Source organism: Pseudomonas sp. GW823-FHT03E05 (assembly GCF_058796855.1).
Genome location: NZ_JBXAJB010000003.1, coordinates 479,325 through 496,875 on the forward strand (window position 1 = coordinate 479,325; position 17,551 = coordinate 496,875).

The 17,551-nt window shown below is 61.6% G+C and carries 19 protein-coding genes and 1 pseudogene; 13 read left to right on the plus strand and 7 right to left on the minus strand.

Going from position 1 to position 17,551, the window contains the following annotated elements; genetic code table 11:
* Positions 1-86: 86 nt before the first annotated feature.
* The gene (locus AC1RCO_RS15210; protein ID WP_015637468.1) at positions 87-449 is read left to right on the plus strand and encodes a cupin domain-containing protein; all 363 of its coding nucleotides are present in this window, start codon (positions 87-89) and stop codon (positions 447-449) included.
* Positions 450-507: 58 nt separating this feature from the next.
* Here AC1RCO_RS15210 and rpmG read toward each other — a convergent pair whose 3' ends face one another.
* Together rpmG and rpmB are read right to left on the minus strand one after the other, a co-directional pair.
* Positions 508-663, minus strand: a complete 156-nt coding sequence (gene rpmG, locus AC1RCO_RS15215; RefSeq protein ID WP_003177274.1) for a 50S ribosomal protein L33 — start codon at positions 661-663, stop codon at positions 508-510.
* An 11-nt stretch (positions 664-674) separates the two neighbouring features.
* Positions 675-911: a 50S ribosomal protein L28 gene (gene rpmB / locus AC1RCO_RS15220; RefSeq protein WP_011064219.1), complete on the minus strand. Its 237-nt coding sequence runs from the start codon at positions 909-911 to the stop codon at positions 675-677.
* Positions 912-1,386: 475 nt separating this feature from the next.
* Here rpmB and AC1RCO_RS15225 point away from each other — a divergent pair, with 475 nt between their 5' ends.
* A complete protein-coding gene (locus AC1RCO_RS15225) occupies positions 1,387-2,970 on the plus strand; it encodes an ABC transporter substrate-binding protein (protein WP_015637469.1) in 1,584 nt (527 codons plus the stop codon).
* Positions 2,971-3,018: 48 nt separating this feature from the next.
* Here AC1RCO_RS15225 and radC read toward each other — a convergent pair whose 3' ends face one another.
* The gene (gene radC / locus AC1RCO_RS15230) at positions 3,019-3,693 is read right to left on the minus strand and encodes a RadC family protein (RefSeq protein WP_011064221.1); all 675 of its coding nucleotides are present in this window, start codon (positions 3,691-3,693) and stop codon (positions 3,019-3,021) included.
* A 132-nt stretch (positions 3,694-3,825) separates the two neighbouring features.
* Between radC and coaBC the strand changes: the two genes are divergently transcribed.
* The 4 genes and pseudogenes from coaBC (at position 3,826) to argB (ending at position 8,084) form a co-directional block, all read left to right on the plus strand.
* Entirely contained in the window at positions 3,826-5,034 is a 1,209-nt protein-coding gene (gene coaBC / locus AC1RCO_RS15235) for a bifunctional phosphopantothenoylcysteine decarboxylase/phosphopantothenate--cysteine ligase CoaBC (RefSeq protein ID WP_011064222.1), read from the plus strand.
* Positions 5,035-5,039: 5 nt separating this feature from the next.
* On the plus strand, positions 5,040-5,495 hold the full coding sequence (dut, locus tag AC1RCO_RS15240; RefSeq protein ID WP_011064223.1) for a dUTP diphosphatase: 456 nt from the start codon (positions 5,040-5,042) through the stop codon (positions 5,493-5,495).
* A gap of 258 nt (positions 5,496-5,753) precedes the next feature.
* Positions 5,754-7,154: pseudogene (locus AC1RCO_RS15245) on the plus strand (phosphomannomutase/phosphoglucomutase); the annotation flags it as partial.
* 24 nt (positions 7,155-7,178) lie between these two features.
* Positions 7,179-8,084: an acetylglutamate kinase gene (argB, locus tag AC1RCO_RS15250; protein ID WP_011064225.1), complete on the plus strand. Its 906-nt coding sequence runs from the start codon at positions 7,179-7,181 to the stop codon at positions 8,082-8,084.
* Between the two features lie 151 nt (positions 8,085-8,235).
* Here the strand turns inward: argB and pyrE are convergent, their stop codons facing one another.
* Complete coding sequence (gene pyrE / locus AC1RCO_RS15255; RefSeq protein WP_011064226.1) at positions 8,236-8,880, minus strand: orotate phosphoribosyltransferase; 645 nt, start codon at positions 8,878-8,880, stop codon at positions 8,236-8,238.
* An 81-nt stretch (positions 8,881-8,961) separates the two neighbouring features.
* On the opposite strand from pyrE, the gene crc reads away from it, so the two are divergent.
* On the plus strand, positions 8,962-9,741 hold the full coding sequence (gene crc, locus AC1RCO_RS15260; protein ID WP_011064227.1) for a catabolite repression control protein Crc: 780 nt from the start codon (positions 8,962-8,964) through the stop codon (positions 9,739-9,741).
* A 61-nt stretch (positions 9,742-9,802) separates the two neighbouring features.
* Here crc and AC1RCO_RS15265 read toward each other — a convergent pair whose 3' ends face one another.
* Both AC1RCO_RS15265 and rph read right to left on the minus strand, forming a co-directional pair.
* Positions 9,803-10,171: a DUF4870 domain-containing protein gene (locus AC1RCO_RS15265; protein WP_011064228.1), complete on the minus strand. Its 369-nt coding sequence runs from the start codon at positions 10,169-10,171 to the stop codon at positions 9,803-9,805.
* Between the two features lie 30 nt (positions 10,172-10,201).
* Positions 10,202-10,924: a ribonuclease PH gene (rph, locus tag AC1RCO_RS15270; protein ID WP_011064229.1), complete on the minus strand. Its 723-nt coding sequence runs from the start codon at positions 10,922-10,924 to the stop codon at positions 10,202-10,204.
* Between the two features lie 272 nt (positions 10,925-11,196).
* Here rph and AC1RCO_RS15275 point away from each other — a divergent pair, with 272 nt between their 5' ends.
* The 6 genes from AC1RCO_RS15275 to AC1RCO_RS15300 all read left to right on the plus strand — a co-directional run bounded on the left by AC1RCO_RS15275 (position 11,197) and on the right by AC1RCO_RS15300 (position 16,487).
* The gene (locus AC1RCO_RS15275) at positions 11,197-12,060 is read left to right on the plus strand and encodes a YicC/YloC family endoribonuclease (RefSeq protein ID WP_015637471.1); all 864 of its coding nucleotides are present in this window, start codon (positions 11,197-11,199) and stop codon (positions 12,058-12,060) included.
* A gap of 10 nt (positions 12,061-12,070) precedes the next feature.
* On the plus strand, positions 12,071-12,691 hold the full coding sequence (gene gmk, locus AC1RCO_RS15280; RefSeq protein WP_011064231.1) for a guanylate kinase: 621 nt from the start codon (positions 12,071-12,073) through the stop codon (positions 12,689-12,691).
* Between the two features lie 168 nt (positions 12,692-12,859).
* Positions 12,860-13,123 (plus strand): DNA-directed RNA polymerase subunit omega, encoded by a 264-nt coding sequence (rpoZ, locus tag AC1RCO_RS15285; protein ID WP_007921129.1) that lies wholly within the window; start codon positions 12,860-12,862, stop codon positions 13,121-13,123.
* Between the two features lie 57 nt (positions 13,124-13,180).
* Positions 13,181-15,286 (plus strand): bifunctional GTP diphosphokinase/guanosine-3',5'-bis pyrophosphate 3'-pyrophosphohydrolase, encoded by a 2,106-nt coding sequence (gene spoT / locus AC1RCO_RS15290; RefSeq protein WP_011064232.1) that lies wholly within the window; start codon positions 13,181-13,183, stop codon positions 15,284-15,286.
* A 24-nt stretch (positions 15,287-15,310) separates the two neighbouring features.
* Complete coding sequence (locus AC1RCO_RS15295) at positions 15,311-15,691, plus strand: RidA family protein (protein WP_007921133.1); 381 nt, start codon at positions 15,311-15,313, stop codon at positions 15,689-15,691.
* A 55-nt stretch (positions 15,692-15,746) separates the two neighbouring features.
* Positions 15,747-16,487: a hypothetical protein gene (locus AC1RCO_RS15300; protein WP_011064233.1), complete on the plus strand. Its 741-nt coding sequence runs from the start codon at positions 15,747-15,749 to the stop codon at positions 16,485-16,487.
* A 121-nt stretch (positions 16,488-16,608) separates the two neighbouring features.
* Here the strand turns inward: AC1RCO_RS15300 and AC1RCO_RS15305 are convergent, their stop codons facing one another.
* The gene (locus tag AC1RCO_RS15305; protein WP_492617837.1) at positions 16,609-17,466 is read right to left on the minus strand and encodes an SDR family oxidoreductase; all 858 of its coding nucleotides are present in this window, start codon (positions 17,464-17,466) and stop codon (positions 16,609-16,611) included.
* Between the last annotated feature and the right edge of the window lie 85 nt (positions 17,467-17,551).

Consider the following 17,551-nt stretch of genomic DNA (forward strand, 5'->3'; position numbering starts at 1 on the left):
GCAAACGCCATTGCTATGTGCATTTTAATAAACATAGACTTTGGCCTTCATAGCCACTCGCGCCGCAATCACGGGGGAATACAACAATGAGCATCCACAACGTCGTCGACTTCAGCCAGGCCACCACCGAGGGCGAACGCTACCGCCCCGCTGCGGAAAAAATCCTCAAGGGCGACCCAGAGCAGGCGGTGTTCAACCATTACGCCAGCCCGTGCGGCCAGCTCAATGCCGGGATCTGGGAAGGCGCCGTGGGCCAGTGGACGGTGAACTTCACCGAACACGAATACTGCGAGATTCTCCAGGGCGTATCGGTACTGCGTGATCACGACGGCAATGCCAAGACTCTGCGGGTCGGCGACCGCTTCGTGATCCCGGCCGGCTTCAAGGGCACCTGGGAAGTGCTGGAGCCCTGCCGCAAGGTCTATGTGGCCTTCGAACAGAAAGCCTGAATCCCGGGCACAAAAAAACCCGCTTGAAGGCGGGTTTTTTTGTCAGAAGAAAAATCAATTACTTGATTTTGCCTTCCTTGTAGATCACGTGCTTGCGAACAACCGGATCATATTTCTTGATCTCGATTTTGTCCGGAGTAGTACGCTTGTTCTTGTCGGTAGTGTAGAAGTGACCAGTACCGGCGCTCGAGATCAAACGAATCAATTCACGCATGATTAGCTCCCTTAAACCTTGCCGCCATCGCGACGGATTTCGGCCAGCACGACATCAATGCCGCGCTTGTCGATGATACGCATGCCTTTGGCAGATACGCGCAGACGCACAAAACGTTTCTCGGACTCAACCCAGAAGCGGTGATGCTGCAGGTTCGGCAGGAAACGACGACGGGTTTTGTTGTTTGCGTGGGAAATGTTATTCCCAGTCACCGGACCCTTACCGGTAACTTGACAGACTCTAGACATGCCTCAGCCCTCTAAAACCACATGCCCAACCCGGCATGGGTTGGCCGCTTAATCTCTCAGTCATTTGGCGCCAGGCGCCGCGTTTCTTTAGGGTCTTACCGGCTACACCTACAAGCGAAGGAACCGGGCCCCTAGAAAAGAGCGCTGCTTTATACCAGAAAGACCCCAGAGCAACAACAACCGCTGTGCCCAGGATGACGAAAAGTCCTGATTTTCTTGCGCCGGACGCCTGCGGCAAAGGCTACCGCAGAAATCTACCGCTCGTCGCAGAATATATTTCTCCCGAAACCCCAGGCACAAAACCGCCATAGAACGCGGTCATGCCTGCGGAGAATCACGCCTGGAACCCCGGCCGAGCCCGAGGTTTCGTCACTCGATACAAAAGGGATAGTCATTTTACAAAGAGCCCACTAGGGTAAGGCATTTCCAGACTGCACTCGCAGATGGGCTTTCGATCTGCACAAGGAACCCGACCATGCGTCTTGCCGCCCTCCCGCTCCTGCTCGCCCCTCTCCTGAGCCCCCTGGCCCAGGCTGCCGCGCTGAGCGTCTGCACCGAAGCCAGCCCGGAGGGCTTCGACGTGGTGCAGTACAACTCACTGACCACCACCAACGCATCCGCCGACGTGCTGATGAACCGCCTGGTGGAGTTCGACGCCGATAGCGGCAAGGTAGTCCCCAGCCTTGCCGACAGCTGGGAGGTCTCTGCCGACGGCCTGACCTACGTGTTCAAGCTGCACCCCAAGGTCAAGTTCCACCGCACCGAGTATTTCAACCCCAGCCGCGAGCTGACCGCCGAAGACGTCAAGTTCAGCTTCGAGCGCATGCTCGATCCGGCCCATCCGTGGCACAAGATCGCCCAGAGCGGCTTTCCCCACGCCCAATCCCTGCAGTTGCCCAGCCTGATCAAGAAGATCGATGCCCTGGACCCGCTGACCGTACGCTTTACCCTGGACCACGCCGATTCGACCTTCCTCGCCACCCTGAGCATGGGCTTCGCCTCGATCTACTCGGCGGAGTACGCCGAGCAACTGCTCAAGGCCGGCACCCCGGAGAAGCTCAACAGCCAGCCGATCGGCAGCGGCCCGTTCATCTTCGGGCGCTTCCAGAAAGACGCCTCGATCCGCTACAAGGCCAACCGCGACTACTTTGCTGGCAAGCCTGCGGTCGATTCGCTGATCTTTGCCATCACCCCGGACGCCAACGTGCGCCTGCAGAAGCTGCGCCGCAACGAGTGCCAGATCGCGCTGTCGCCCAAGCCCCTGGATGTCCAGGCCGCCAGCGAGGATCCGGCACTGAAGGTCGAGCACACCGCAGCCTTCATGACCGCCTTCGTCGCCATCAACAGCCAGCACCCACCCCTGGACAAACCCGAGGTACGCCAGGCAATCAACCTGGCCTTCGACAAGGGCAGCTACCTCAAGGCGGTCTTTGAAGGCACCGCCGAAGCCGCCAACGGCCCTTACCCGCCCAATACCTGGAGCTACGCCAAGGACCTGCCCGGGTACGCCCACGACCCGGAAAAGGCTCGCCAACTGCTGGCCAAGGCTGGCCTGAAGAACGGCTTCCAGACCACCCTCTGGACCCGCCCTTCTGGCAGCCTGCTCAACCCCAACCCCAGCCTGGGCGCGCAGTTGCTGCAATCGGACCTGGCCCAAGTGGGGATCCAGGCGGAAATCCGCGTGATCGAATGGGGTGAACTGATCCGCCGCGCCAAGGCCGGCGAGCACGACCTGCTGTTCATGGGCTGGGCTGGCGACAACGGCGACCCGGATAACTTCCTCTCGCCACAGTTCACCTGCGCCGCCGTCAAGTCCGGCACCAACTTCGCCCGCTACTGCGACCAGAACCTGGACAAGCTGATCACGGCCGGCAAGACCACCAGCGAACAGGGTGTGCGCAGCAAGCTGTACCAACAGGCCCAGACCCAGATCCAGCAGCAGGCGCTGTGGCTGCCCCTGGCACACCCGACCGCTTTCGCCCTGACTCGCAAGCAGGTCGAGGGCTACCAGGTGAGCCCCTTCGGGCGCCAGGACTATTCGAAAGTCAGCATCAAGTGAACTGCCGGCCGGCTTCAAGGCCCACCCAGGCCTTGAAGCCGGCCGCATTCAGATCCAGCCGTACTCGGCCATCGACAGCGGGTCGCCCTCCCCCACGATGAAGTGGTCCAGCACCCGCACATCGATCAACTCCAGTGCCTCCTGCAAACGTCGGGTCACTACCCGGTCGGCCGGGCTGGGCTCGCAAATGCCTGACGGGTGGTTGTGGCAGAGGATCACCGCCGCTGCATTGTGCGCCAAGGCGCGCTTGATCACCTGCCGCGGGTACACCGTGGTGCTGTCGATGGAGCCCTGAAACAGCACTTCGAAGGTCAGTACACGATGCCGCGTGTCGAGAAACAGGCAACCGAACACTTCATGGGGCTCGTGGCGCAGCATCGACTTCAGGTAATCGCGCACCACCAGCGGGTTCTCCAACGCGGACTGGCGATGCAGTTTCTCCGCCAGATGCCGTCGGGCCATTTCCAGCACCGCCTGCAACAAGGCGTACTTGGCCGGGCCCAGCCCCAGTTGGCGGGTGAAGGTCAGTTGATCGGCCTCCAGCAGCCTGCGCAGGCTGCCAAAGCGCCGCAACAGATGCCGCGCCAGGTCCACCGCGCTTTTACCGGCCACCCCGGTGCGCAGGAAAATAGCCAGTAGCTCGGCGTCGGAAAGGCTGATGGCGCCCTGCTCCAGAAGCCGTTCCCGCGGACGCTCCGCCGCGGGCCAGTCACGAATACTCATCACACCTCCCTGTGCATGGCGCCGCTGTTCGACAGCGGGCGCTGTGCTATCTTAGCCCCCTCTTTTTTGCGTGGTATTTCACCTGGGGAGGGGGCATGCCACGCAGCAATCACTGAACGGAAAGACAGGCCTATGCAGCGGCTGTATCGGAAACGCATCGTGCTCGGCGTCGGCGGCGGCATTGCCGCCTACAAGAGCGCGGAGCTGGTTCGCCGACTCCTCGACCAGGGCGCCGAAGTGCGCGTGGTCATGACCCGGGGCGGCAGTGAATTCATTACCCCGCTGACCATGCAAGCGCTCTCCGGGCACCCGGTCCACCTCGACCTGCTGGACCCGGCTGCCGAAGCCGCCATGGGCCATATCGAGCTGGCCAAGTGGGCCGACCTGGTGCTGATCGCGCCAGCCACCGCGGACCTGATTGCCCGCCTGGCCCAGGGCATTGCCGACGATCTGCTGACCACCCTGGTGCTGGCCACCGATGCCATCGTCGCCATCGCCCCGGCGATGAATCAGGCCATGTGGCGCGACCCTGCCACCCAAGCCAACACCCAACTGCTGCAAAGCCGTGGCCTGAAGGTCTTCGGCCCGGCTTCCGGCAGCCAGGCCTGTGGCGATGTCGGCCTGGGCCGCATGCTGGAGGCCAACGACCTGGCCCAGTGCGCCGCCGATTGCTTCCAGCATCTGGCGCTGACCGGCAAGCACCTGCTGATTACCGCCGGGCCGACCCAGGAAAACATCGATCCGGTGCGCTACATCACCAACCATAGCTCAGGAAAAATGGGCTTCGCCCTGGCCGAGGCCGCGGTTGAAGCCGGTGCCCGGGTGACCCTGATCACCGGGCCGGTACACCTGCCAACCCCCGATAGAGTCACGCGGATCGACGTTGTCAGCGCCCGGGACATGCTCGCGGCCTGTGAGTCGGCGATCCCATGCGACGTTTTCATCGCCTCTGCGGCGGTCGCGGACTACCGACCGGAAGTCGTCGCCCCACAGAAATTAAAGAAAGACCCTACGAAAGGTGACGGCCTGTTGCTGCAGATGGTGCGCAACCCGGACATCCTGGCCACCATTGCCAGCCGTCCGGATCGGCCTTTCAGTGTCGGTTTCGCCGCAGAAACCGAAAACTTGCTCGACTACGCTGCACGCAAATTGAAGGACAAGAACCTCGATCTGATCGTCGCAAACGACGTTGCCAACCCGAGCATTGGCTTCAACAGCGAGGAAAACGCCTGCAGCGTGATTGACCGGGAGTTGCACGCAACTCTCTTCGCCCAGACCAGCAAGGGCAAGATTGCCCGCCAGCTGATCTCTTTTATCGCCGAACGGCTGAACCAGGTTTAACTCGCATGCACGCTTTACAAGCCAAGATCCTCGACCCACGCATCGGCAACGAATTCCCTCTGCCGCAGTACGCCACGCCGGGCTCCGCCGGCCTCGACCTGCGAGCCATGCTCAAGGAAGACACCCTTCTGGAGCCAGGCCAGACGCTGCTGATCCCTACCGGGCTGTCGGTCTACATTGGCGACCCGGGCCTGGCGGCGCTGATCCTGCCGCGCTCTGGCCTGGGCCATAAGCACGGCATCGTGCTGGGCAACCTGGTGGGCCTGATCGACTCGGACTACCAGGGCGAACTGATGGTGTCCTGCTGGAACCGTGGCCAGACCGCCTTCAACATCGCCGTCGGCGAGCGCATCGCCCAACTGGTGCTGGTGCCTGTGGTCCAGGCGCATTTCGAAGTGGTCGAAGCCTTTGATGAAAGCCAGCGTGGCGCAGGTGGCTTCGGCCACTCCGGCAGCCACTGATCTGCCTCTCGGAGTGGGCAGCCTGCCTGCTCCGCCCCCTTGCGAGAGCAATCAAGGACCGAGGACCAGCATTTTTTTGCAGGGCGCCTGGCCCCCGCCAGGCCGGGCTGCTGACCGGTTCCGGAGGGGACGGAGCCCGTCAGATGGCACTTTCGCAGTACGAACTCTATGCTGAAAACGCCGTCATACCCTTCAGTTTGAGCCTGCCGGCCTGTCCTCCCACGGCCGTACTGCACCCCTTCAGATGGAGCACCCTCAGTGATGAGCAACGCAGCTAAAGTCGCCCCGAAATTCCCCGACAGCATCTTCCGCGCCTACGACATCCGCGGCGTTGTACCGCAAACCCTGACCGCTGAAACCGCCTACTGGATCGGCCGCGCCATCGGCTCCCAGAGCCTGGCCCAGGGTGAACCGAACGTCTCCGTGGGCCGCGATGGCCGCCTGTCCGGGCCGGAACTGGTGGCGCAACTGATCCAGGGCCTGCACGACAGCGGCTGCCACGTCAGCGACGTCGGCCTGGTGCCGACCCCGGCCCTGTATTACGCGGCCAACGTACTGGCCGGCAAGTCCGGCGTAATGCTCACCGGCAGCCACAACCCCTCGAACTACAACGGTTTCAAGATCGTCATCGCCGGCGACACCCTGGCCAATGAACAGATCCAGGCCCTGCACGAGCGCCTCAAGAGCAACAACCTGAGCAGCGCCCAGGGCAGCGTCACCCAGGTCGACATCCTGCCGCGCTACGCCGAGGAGATCATCCGTGACGTCAAGCTGGCCCGCCGCCTGAAAGTCGTGGTGGATTGCGGCAACGGCGCCGCCGGGGTGATTGCCCCACAGTTGATCGAAGCCCTGAACTGCGAAGTGATCCCGCTGTTCTGCGAAGTGGACGGCAACTTCCCCAACCACCACCCGGATCCGGGCAAGCCCGAGAACCTCGAGGACCTGATTGCCAAGGTCAAGGAAACCGGCGCCGACCTGGGCCTGGCCTTCGACGGCGACGGCGATCGTGTCGGTGTGGTGACCAACACCGGCAGCATCGTCTTCCCCGACCGCCTGCTGATGCTGTTCGCCAAGGACGTGGTGGCGCGCAACCCGGATGCGGAGATCATCTTCGACGTCAAATGCACCCGACGCCTGATTCCGCTGATCAAGGAATATGGCGGTCGCCCGCTAATGTGGAAGACCGGTCACTCGTTGATCAAAAAGAAAATGAAGCAGACCGGCGCTCTGCTGGCCGGCGAAATGAGCGGCCATGTGTTCTTCAAGGAACGCTGGTTCGGCTTCGACGACGGCATTTATAGCGCCGCACGGTTGCTGGAGATCCTCAGCAAGGAAAAATCCACCGCGGAAGAGCTGTTCGCCACCTTCCCGAACGATATTTCTACGCCGGAAATCAATATCCATGTGACCGAAGAGAGCAAATTCAGCATCATTGACGCCCTGCACGACGCGCAGTGGGGTGCAGGCGCCGACCTGACCACCATTGACGGGGTGCGGGTCGACTATGCCAAGGGCTGGGGCCTGGTTCGCGCCTCCAACACCACCCCTGTGCTGGTGCTGCGCTTCGAGGCTGATGATGCAGCCGAACTGCAGCGCATCAAGGATGTGTTCCACACCCAGCTGAAACGTGTTGCACCTGATCTCCAACTACCGTTTTGATTGTTTGAAGCACCGGAGCCCTGAATGACCATCGAACGCGATGCCGCCGCCAATACCGCCAAGGTCCTATCCGAAGCGCTGCCTTATATTCGCCGCTATGTCGGCAAGACCCTGGTGATCAAGTACGGCGGCAACGCTATGGAAAGCGAGGAGCTGAAAACCGGCTTCGCCCGCGACATCGTGCTGATGAAGGCTGTCGGGATCAACCCGGTGGTGGTGCACGGTGGCGGCCCGCAGATCGGTGACCTGCTCAAGCGCCTTTCCATTGAAAGCCACTTCGTCGATGGCATGCGCGTGACCGATGCGCAAACCATGGACGTGGTGGAGATGGTCCTCGGTGGCCAGGTCAACAAGGACATCGTCAACCTGATCAACCGTCACGGCGGCAGCGCCATCGGCCTGACCGGCAAGGATGCCGAGCTGATCCGGGCGAAAAAACTCACCGTGACCCGCCAGACGCCGGAAATGACCACCCCGGAAATCATCGATATCGGCCATGTGGGCGAAGTGGTCGGGATCAACACCGACCTGCTGAACCTGCTGGTCAAGGGTGATTTCATCCCGGTGATCGCACCGATCGGGGTCGGCGCCAACGGCGAGTCCTACAACATCAACGCCGATCTGGTGGCTGGCAAGGTGGCCGAAGCATTGAAAGCCGAAAAGCTGATGCTGCTGACCAACATCGCCGGCCTGATGGACAAGTCGGGCAAGGTCCTCACCGGCCTGAGCACCCAGCAGGTCGACGAGCTGATCGCCGACGGCACCATCTACGGCGGCATGCTGCCGAAAATCCGCTGCGCGCTGGAAGCCGTGCAAGGCGGGGTCGGCAGTTCGCTGATCATCGACGGTCGCGTACCCAACGCGATTCTGCTGGAGATCTTCACCGATACGGGTGTCGGCACCCTGATCAGCAACCGCAAGCGTCCTTAAGCACCAGGCACAAAAAAGCCCCCGCCCGGGATCCCGGGCGGGGGCTTTTTTATCGACGCAATCTTTGTGGGAGCCGGCTTGCCGGCGAAGGCACTCACGCGGGCAACTCAAGGCCCAAAGGCCTCTTCGCCGGCAAGCCGGCTCCTACAGGTCAGATTCCGTACTGCGCGCGGTAGGCTTCCACCGCCGGCAGATGCTGCTTGAGCGCCGGATCATCCGCCAGGAACTGCAGGACCTGGGTCAGGGAGACAATGCTCACCACCGGAATGCCGAAGTCACGCTCGACCTCCTGGATCGCCGACAACTCGCCGTTGCCGCGTTCCTGACGGTTCAGGGCGATCAGCACCCCGGCCGCCTTGGCGCCGTCCTGGGACTCGATGATCTGCATCACTTCGCGGATCGCCGTGCCGGCGGTGATCACGTCGTCGATGATCAGCACATCGCCGGTCAAGGGAGCCCCCACCAGGCTGCCGCCTTCGCCGTGAGCCTTGGCTTCCTTGCGGTTGAAGCACCAGGGCAGATCGCGCTGGTGATGCTCGGCAAGCGCCACCGCAGTGGCCGCCGCCAGAGGAATGCCTTTATAGGCCGGGCCAAACAGCACATCGAAGGGAATGCCGCTTTCGACGATCGCCGCGGCGTAGAAACGCCCCAGCTGGGCCAGCGCCGAACCGCTGTTGAACAGGCCGGCATTGAAGAAGTAAGGGCTGGTGCGCCCGGACTTCAGGGTGAACTCACCGAAGCGCAAAACCCCGCGATCGATGGCAAAACGAATGAAATCGCGCTGATACGCCTGCATGAAAAAACCCCAGATACCACGGATTTAGCTAATTAGGTAGAGCTCGGGTATCATACACGCACGTGATTTTTGGGGCCATTTATGCGGATCATCAGTGTGAACGTCAATGGTATTCAGGCTGCAGTGGAGCGTGGTTTGCTCAGTTGGCTGCAGGCACAGAATGCCGACGTCATCTGCCTGCAGGACACCCGCGCCTCTGCCTTTGAACTGGACGACCCAGCCTTCCAACTGGATGGCTACTTCCTTTATGCCTGCGATGCCGAAGTCCCTGCCCAAGGCGGTGTGGCTTTGTATTCGCGGTTGCAGCCGAAGGCGGTCATCAGCGGCCTCGGCTTCGAGACAGCCGATCGTTACGGGCGCTACCTGCAAGCCGATTTCGACAAGGTCAGCATCGCGACCTTGCTGCTTCCATCAGGGCAGAACGGCGATGAAGACTTGAACCAGAAGTTCAAGCTAATGGACGATTTCGCCCGTTATCTGGATAAACAGCGGCGCAAACGTCGCGAGTACATTTATTGTGGCTCGCTGTACGTGGCGCAACAGAAGCTGGATATCAAGAACTGGCGCGACAGCCAGCAATCTCCGGGCTTCCTGGCACCTGAGCGTGCCTGGATGGACGAGATCATTGGCAACATGGGTTATGTCGACGCATTGCGTGAAGTCAGCCGTGAAGGCGACCAGTACAGCTGGTGGCCGGACAACGAACAGGCCGAGATGCTGAACCTGGGCTGGCGTTTCGACTACCAGTTGCTGACTCCCGGCCTGCGTCGCTTTGTCCGCAGCGCTCGCCTGCCGCGCCAGCCACGCTTCTCGCAGCACGCACCGCTGATCGTGGACTATGACTGGACGCTGACCATCTAAGCGTCCTTTCACCTTCACAAAAAAGCCGACATCGCTGTCGGCTTTTTTGTGCTTGCTCGAGCTACTTGATCAGGCGCCAGGTGAAGGGGTAGCGATAAGGCACCCCTTCGCCAGCCTTGACTCCGCCGATGATGGTCAGCACCAGGGCTCCGATCGCCAGCAGGCCGAACATGAAGAACCCGATCACCACGATCATCAACAGGAAGCACACCGCCGACGCAATGGCGACGGTCAGCTGGAAGTTCAGTGCTTCCTTGCCCTGGGCATCGATAAAGGGATCGGTTTCGCGCTTCATCTGCCAGAGAATCAACGGTCCGATCAGTGTGCCGAAAGGAACCCAGATCCCCAGCAAGGCGGACAGGTGACAAAACATCGCCCATTGCCGGACTTCGTGACTCGGCGTAGGCAGCGGCAGTTGTTCATCACTCATGGTGCTCTCCTTGCTGAAGACCTGCGCCCATCAATCGGCGAGCGCGGCTTGCTGCAGTTGGAAAATCTCGTTCATGCCTTGCTGGGCCAGGGCCAGCATCGCATTCAGTTCAGCCGGCTGGAACGGCGCACCTTCGGCAGTGCCCTGCACTTCGATGAAACCACCGGTGCTGGTCATCACAACGTTGAGGTCGGTTTCGGCAGCCGAGTCTTCCAGATAATCCAGGTCCAGGACCGGTTCGCCCTGGTACATGCCGACGGATACCGCGGCAATCATCTGCTTCAGCGGATCGCCGCCTTTCAGGCCACCGCGCTTCTTGATCACTTTCAAGGCGTCGACCAGGGCCACCATGGCGCCAGTGATCGATGCGGTACGAGTACCGCCGTCGGCCTGGATCACGTCGCAATCGACATACAGGGTGACGTCGCCCAGCTTGGACATGTCCAGCGCAGCGCGCAGCGAACGGCCGATCAGACGCTGGATCTCCAGGGTCCGACCGCCCTGCTTGCCACGGCTGGCTTCGCGCTGGTTACGCTCGCCGGTAGCCCGCGGCAGCATGCCGTACTCGGCAGTCAGCCAACCCTGGCCCTGGCCCTTGAGGAAGCGCGGCACACCGTTCTCGACGCTGACCGTGCAGATCACTTTGGTATCACCGAACTCGACCAGTACAGATCCCTCGGCGTGTTTGGTGTAGTTGCGGGTGATGCGGATCGAGCGGAGCTGATCGGCGGCGCGACCACTTGGACGTTTCATAGGGGAACACCTGTACGGGGACGGAAAACTGCCGAGCATTATAAAGCCCGCAACCGCGCCAGGGCACGCCTAAAAAGGTCAAAGGAGCATTTACACCGCGGATGAGTCCTGTTGCGACGAGCTGCAATGCATTGGCAGCGCCAGGGTTTGGGGGCTCCGACCGCACTGCGCTACAATCCTGCGCCTTCGCAGCCTGTCGGCTTCAATTCATCTTTATCAGGCCCGCCCAACCCCCTCACGGTTGGTGCCGGCGCTGAATCGGAGGTACCTCCATGGTGCACAGCATGACCGCCTTCGCCCGGGTAGAACGGGCAGGCACTCAGGGCACCCTGAGCTGGGAACTGCGCTCGGTCAACAGCCGCTACCTGGAGCCGCACCTGCGTTTGCCGGAAGCCTTTCGCGACCTTGAAGGCGCGGTCCGCGAAGCCTTGCGCCAGGGCCTGTCCCGCGGCAAGGTCGAGTGCACCTTGCGCTTCATCGAGGAAACCGCCGGCAAACCGCTGCAGGTAGATCGCGAGCGCGCCGCGCAACTGGTCGCCGCCGCCGAGTCCGTCGCCAGCCTGATCAAGCAGCCGGCCGCGCTCAACCCGCTGGAAGTCCTGGCCTGGCCGGGCGTACTGGTAGCCGACGCCACTGACCCGCAAGCCTTGAACAGTGACGCCCTGGCCCTGTTCAACCAGGGCTTGAAGGAACTGAAGAACGGCCGCGAACGGGAAGGCGCCGAACTGGCCAGGCTGATCGACGAACGCCTGTCCTCCATCGAGGAAGACGTGGCGACCCTGCGTGAACTGGTCCCGCAGATGCTCGCGACCCAGCGCCAGAAGATCCTCGACCGCTTCGCCGACATGCAGGCCGAGCTGGATCCGACCCGTCTCGAACAGGAGATGGTACTGCTGGCACAGAAAAGCGACGTCGCCGAAGAACTGGACCGCCTGAGCACTCACATCATTGAAGTACGTCGCGTGCTCAAGTCCGGCGGCGCGGCCGGGCGGCGCCTGGACTTCCTGATGCAGGAACTCAACCGCGAAGCCAACACACTGGGCTCCAAGGCCTTCGACCCGCGCAGCACCCAAGCTGCGGTCAACCTCAAGGTGTTGATCGAGCAGATGCGCGAACAAGTGCAGAATATTGAGTAAGGCAACTGACATGACCCACAGCACCGGCACCCTGTACATCATTTCCGCGCCGTCGGGCGCGGGCAAGAGCAGCCTGGTCAAGGCCCTGACCGACGCCAAACCGGAGATTCGCGTCTCGGTCTCCCACACCACCCGTGCCATGCGCCCCGGTGAGGTGGACGGCGTGAACTATCACTTCGTCTCCCGCGAGACGTTCGTGAAGATGGGTGAGCACGGGGACTTCCTGGAGCGCGCCGAAGTGTTCGGCAACCTCTACGGAACCTCGCAAAGCCACCTGCAGCAAACCCTGGACGCAGGCCACGACCTGATTCTGGAAATCGACTGGCAAGGCGCGGAACAAGTACGCAAGCTGATGCCCCAGGCCCGTTCGATCTTCATCCTGCCACCGTCCTTGCAAGCCCTGCACCAGCGCCTGACCAACCGTGGGCAGGACAGTGACGAGGTCATCGACGGGCGGATGCGCGAAGCCGTCAGCGAAATGAGCCACTACGTCGACTACGACTATCTGATCATCAACGACGATTTCGCCCACGCGCTGGGCGACCTGAAGGCGATTTTCCGCGCCAATCAGCTGCAACAGAAACGCCAGCAGCAGCGTTTCGGCAAATTGCTGGCTGAACTCCTGGGTTAAAACAGCACTTCCCAAAACCGCTGCAAGCGCTTTACATTGGCACTTGCAGCGCGTTGAAGGGCTTGGTTAAAAAATCAGCGCTTCCCTTAACGCTGGTGATTTTTTAAACTGTTGAGTCCGCTCGCCCATCCGGGCAGCGCGCATATTGCATTTGCTACGAGGAAGACCATGGCCCGCGTAACCGTTGAAGACTGCCTAGAACACGTGGATAACCGCTTTGAGCTGGTCATGCTCTCTACCAAGCGTGCCCGTCAACTGGCCACCGGCGGCAAAGAGCCGAAAGTAGCATGGGAAAACGACAAGCCTACCGTTGTCGCCCTGCGCGAAATCGCTGAAGGCCTGATCGACTACGCAGCCATCGCCGAAGCCGAAATCGTTGAAGATGAGCCGCTTTTCGCTGCTTTCGAGGACGAGTCCAACGAGGCCGTCTGAGCCTATGCCTGGTCGACGTAGCACGGCGCGGGATCACAGCTTACGGCAGGAGACATCATGCCGAGCATAGACGCCCTCGCCGATCGCTTATCGACCTATCTCGGCACGGACCAGGTCAATCTGGTCCGCCGAGCGTATTTCTACGCCGAACAAGCCCATGACGGTCAACGCCGTCGCAGCGGCGAGGCGTACGTCACGCACCCACTCGCGGTAGCGAACATTCTTGCCGACATGCACATGGACCATCAGAGCCTGATGGCCGCGATGCTGCATGACGTCATCGAAGACACCGGTATCGCCAAGGAAGCGCTCAGCGCGCAGTTCGGCGAAACCGTGGCCGAATTGGTGGATGGGGTCAGCAAACTGACCCAGATGAACTTCGAAACCAAGGCCGAAGCCCAAGCGGAAAACTTCCAGAAGATGGCCATGGCCATGGCCCGCGACATTCGCGTGATCCTGGTCAAGCTGGCCGACCGCCTGCACAACATGCGCACCCTGGAAGTACTTTCCGGCGAGAAGCGTCGGCGGATCGCCAAGGAAACCCTGGAGATCTACGCCCCCATCGCCAACCGCCTGGGCATGCATGCCATCCGCATCGAATTCGAAGACCTGGGCTTCAAGGCGATGCACCCGATGCGTTCCGCGCGGATCTACCAGGCGGTCAAGCGCGCCCGGGGCAACCGCAAGGAAATCGTCAACAAGATCGAGGAATCCCTCAGCCACTGCCTGGCCATCGACGGCATCCAGGGCGAGGTCAGCGGTCGCCAGAAGCACCTGTACGGCATCTACAAGAAGATGCGCGGGAAGCGTCGGGCCTTCAACGAGATCATGGACGTCTATGCGTTCCGCATCATCGTCGACAAGGTAGACACCTGCTATCGCGTACTCGGCGCTGTACATAATTTGTACAAGCCGCTGCCGGGACGCTTCAAGGACTACATCGCCATTCCCAAGGCCAACGGCTATCAGTCGCTGCATACCACGCTGTTCGGCATGCACGGAGTACCGATCGAGATCCAGATTCGTACCCGGGAAATGGAAGAAATGGCCAATAACGGCATCGCCGCCCACTGGCTGTACAAATCCAGTGGCGACGAACAGCCCAAAGGCACTCACGCCCGCGCCCGCCAATGGGTCAAGGGCGTGCTGGAAATGCAGCAACGCGCCGGCAACTCCCTGGAATTCATCGAGAGCGTGAAGATCGACCTGTTCCCGGACGAGGTCTACGTGTTCACGCCCAAAGGCCGGATCATGGAGCTGCCCAAAGGCTCCACCGCGGTGGACTTCGCCTACGCGGTACACACCGACGTCGGCAACAGCTGCATCGCCTGCCGGATCAATCGTCGCCTGGCGCCGCTGTCCGAACCCCTGCAAAGCGGTTCCACAGTGGAAATCGTCAGCGCCCCGGGCGCGCGCCCGAACCCGGCCTGGCTGAATTTCGTGGTCACCGGCAAGGCCCGCACCCATATCCGCCATGCTCTCAAGCTGCAGCGCCGCTCCGAGTCCATCAGCCTCGGCGAACGCTTGCTGAACAAGGTGCTCAACGGCTTCGACAGCTCCCTGGAAAAGGTCCCGGCCGAACGCATCCAGGCGATTCTCCAGGAATACCGCCTGGAACTGATCGAAGACCTGCTGGAAGACATCGGCCTGGGCAACCGCATGGCCTACGTTGTGGCGCGCCGCCTGCTGGGCGAAGGCGAACAGCTGCCAAGCCCGGAAGGCCCGCTGGCAATCCGCGGCACCGAAGGCCTGGTGCTGAGCTACGCCAAGTGCTGTACGCCGATCCCGGGCGATCCGATCGTCGGCCACCTGTCCGCCGGCAAGGGGATGGTGGTGCACCTGGACAACTGCCGCAATATCAGCGAAATCCGCCACAACCCGGAAAAGTGCATCCAGCTCTCCTGGGCCAAGGATGTCACCGGCGAATTCAACGTCGAACTGCGCGTAGAACTGGAACACCAACGCGGCCTGATCGCGCTGCTGGCCAGCAGCGTCAACGCCGCCGACGGCAACATCGAGAAAATCAGCATGGACGAACGCGATGGTCGCATCAGCGTGGTCCAACTGGTGGTCAGCGTGCACGACCGCGTACACCTGGCCCGCGTGATCAAGAAACTGCGCGCCCTGACCGGGGTCATCCGCATCACCCGCATGCGTGCGTAGCCCGTCCATTACAAGGAGTCATTCATGACCAAGACAGTTATCACCAGCGACAAGGCACCTGCTGCCATCGGCACCTACTCCCAGGCGATCAAGGCTGGCAACACCGTCTACATGTCCGGCCAGATCCCTCTGGACCCCAAGACCATGGAGCTGGTGGAAGGCTTCGAAGCCCAGACCGTCCAGGTGTTCGAAAACCTCAAGTCGGTAGCCGAGGCCGCTGGCGGTTCGTTCAAGGACATCGTCAAGCTGAACATCTTCCTCACCGACCTGAGCCACTTCGCCAAGGTCAACGAGATCATGGGCAAGTATTTCCAACAGCCTTACCCAGCCCGCGCCGCCATTGGCGTGGCCGCCCTGCCAAAGGGTGCACAGGTTGAAATGGATGCCATTCTGGTCATCGAGTAACACCCGCGGCGCAGCCCTCAAGGCTGCGCCGTTTTCGTTCTGAAAGGATTTCGTCATGCGCCAAGCGCTAGCTGTTTCGCTGCTCGCCGTACTGCTCGGCGGTTGTGCCAGCGACCCCGCCAAAAACGATGTGGGCGGCATCTGGATCAATCAGGTAGCGATCGACGCAGCCTCCAAGGGCGGCCCTTTGCGTGAAGCCCTCCAGGCCTACGGCCCGAACCTGGAATGGGAGCTCAATACCAAGGCTGGCCAGGCCCGCTACACCAACGGTTTCGAAACCGTCGAAGGCAAGATCATCGGCGACGGTTCCAGCACTGCAAAAGTCGAGTTCTATGGCAGCGCCGCCACCGACTTGAAGCGCAACGGCAAGCAACTGCTGCAAGTGGCCAACGACAATGAGCCCGAGCAGGTCTTCGACCGCCCCAAAGACCCCGCCCCCGAAGGCGCGCCGCTAGGCGCCAACTTCGAGCGCGCCTTGTACTCGGCGTACCTGGGTGGCAAGTGGAAGATCGTCAACGGACCGGGCCTGGGCAACGAAGTGCAGTTCCAGGCAAACGGCGCCGTCCAGGGCCTACCGGGCGCCGATCGCTACGCCTTGTGCCTGGCTGGCGACTGCGCCTCGATGAGCGGCGGCAACGATAGCATCTGGCTGCAGCTCAACGGCCAGGGCAACTCCTGGATCTTCGTGCGCAAGGATCAACAGCTGGAGATCTTCCAGGCGGTGAATACCGCCCTGGCGGATGAAGTGCCCTCGCTGACGCCGGGCAGCCAGCAGTGGTTGCTGGAAAAGCAGTAACTACCCTGTAGCCGCTGCCGCAGGCTGCGACAAGGTCCACCGGACCTTCGGCCTGTCGGCAGCGACGCCCTCGGGAAGCCGGTCGCAGCCTTCGACCGCGACCCCAAGCTGCTCGGGCAACTTAGCCCTGCGTCGTCAGAATCGCAGCATAACCTTCGCGATAACTCGGATAGCGCGGCACCCAGCCCAGCGCCCTGGCCCGGGCATTGCTGCAACGCTTGCTGCCGGTACGACGCACGCTGGCATCGTCCGCCCATTCGGTGACGCCCAGGTAATCGCGCAGCCAGTCGACGACCTCCGCCAGAGGCGCGGGCGCATCGTCCACGCCGATATAGCAATCATCCAGCGCCGTGCCACTGCGGTCCGCCTTGATCAGGAACGCCAGCAGGCCCGCGGCATCGTCCGCGTGAATACGGTTGCCGTACAACGGCGGCTCGATCGCCACGCGATAACCCCGGCGCACCTGGGTCAGCAGCCACTCGCGACCCGGGCCATAGATGCCGGTCAAGCGCACCACAGTGGCGGGAATATCGCTGCCCAGAGCCACCTGCTCGGCTTCCAGCATCATGCGTCCGGAGTAGGCCTGGGCCTCGGCCACGGAAGTCTCGTCGACCCACTCACCGTCCTTCTGCTCATAAACGCTGCTGCTGGAGACAAACAGCAAACGCTTGGGCGCCTGGCCACGCTGCTTGAGCCAGCCCAGTACATGCTTCAGACCATCGACATAAGCCGCGCGATATCCGGCTTCGTCATGCTCGGTGGCCGCTGCGCAATACACCAGATAGTCCGCCGACTTCTGCGGCCATTGCCCGGGGCATTGCTCGCTGAACAGGTCACCTGCAATGCCCACCACCCCCTGTGGCAAGCGCGATACGTTGCGACGCAGGCCGTAAACCTGCCATTGCTCGGCCAGCAGTTGAGTCGCCAGGCGACTCCCGACATCACCGCAACCGGCGATCAATACAGAGGGGGAGGACATCAGAAAACTCCTTTGGGAAAGGTCAAGACTAGCCCTCGCACTGGACGAACGGCTAGCAATCAAGGAAAAAAAGATACTCTATTAC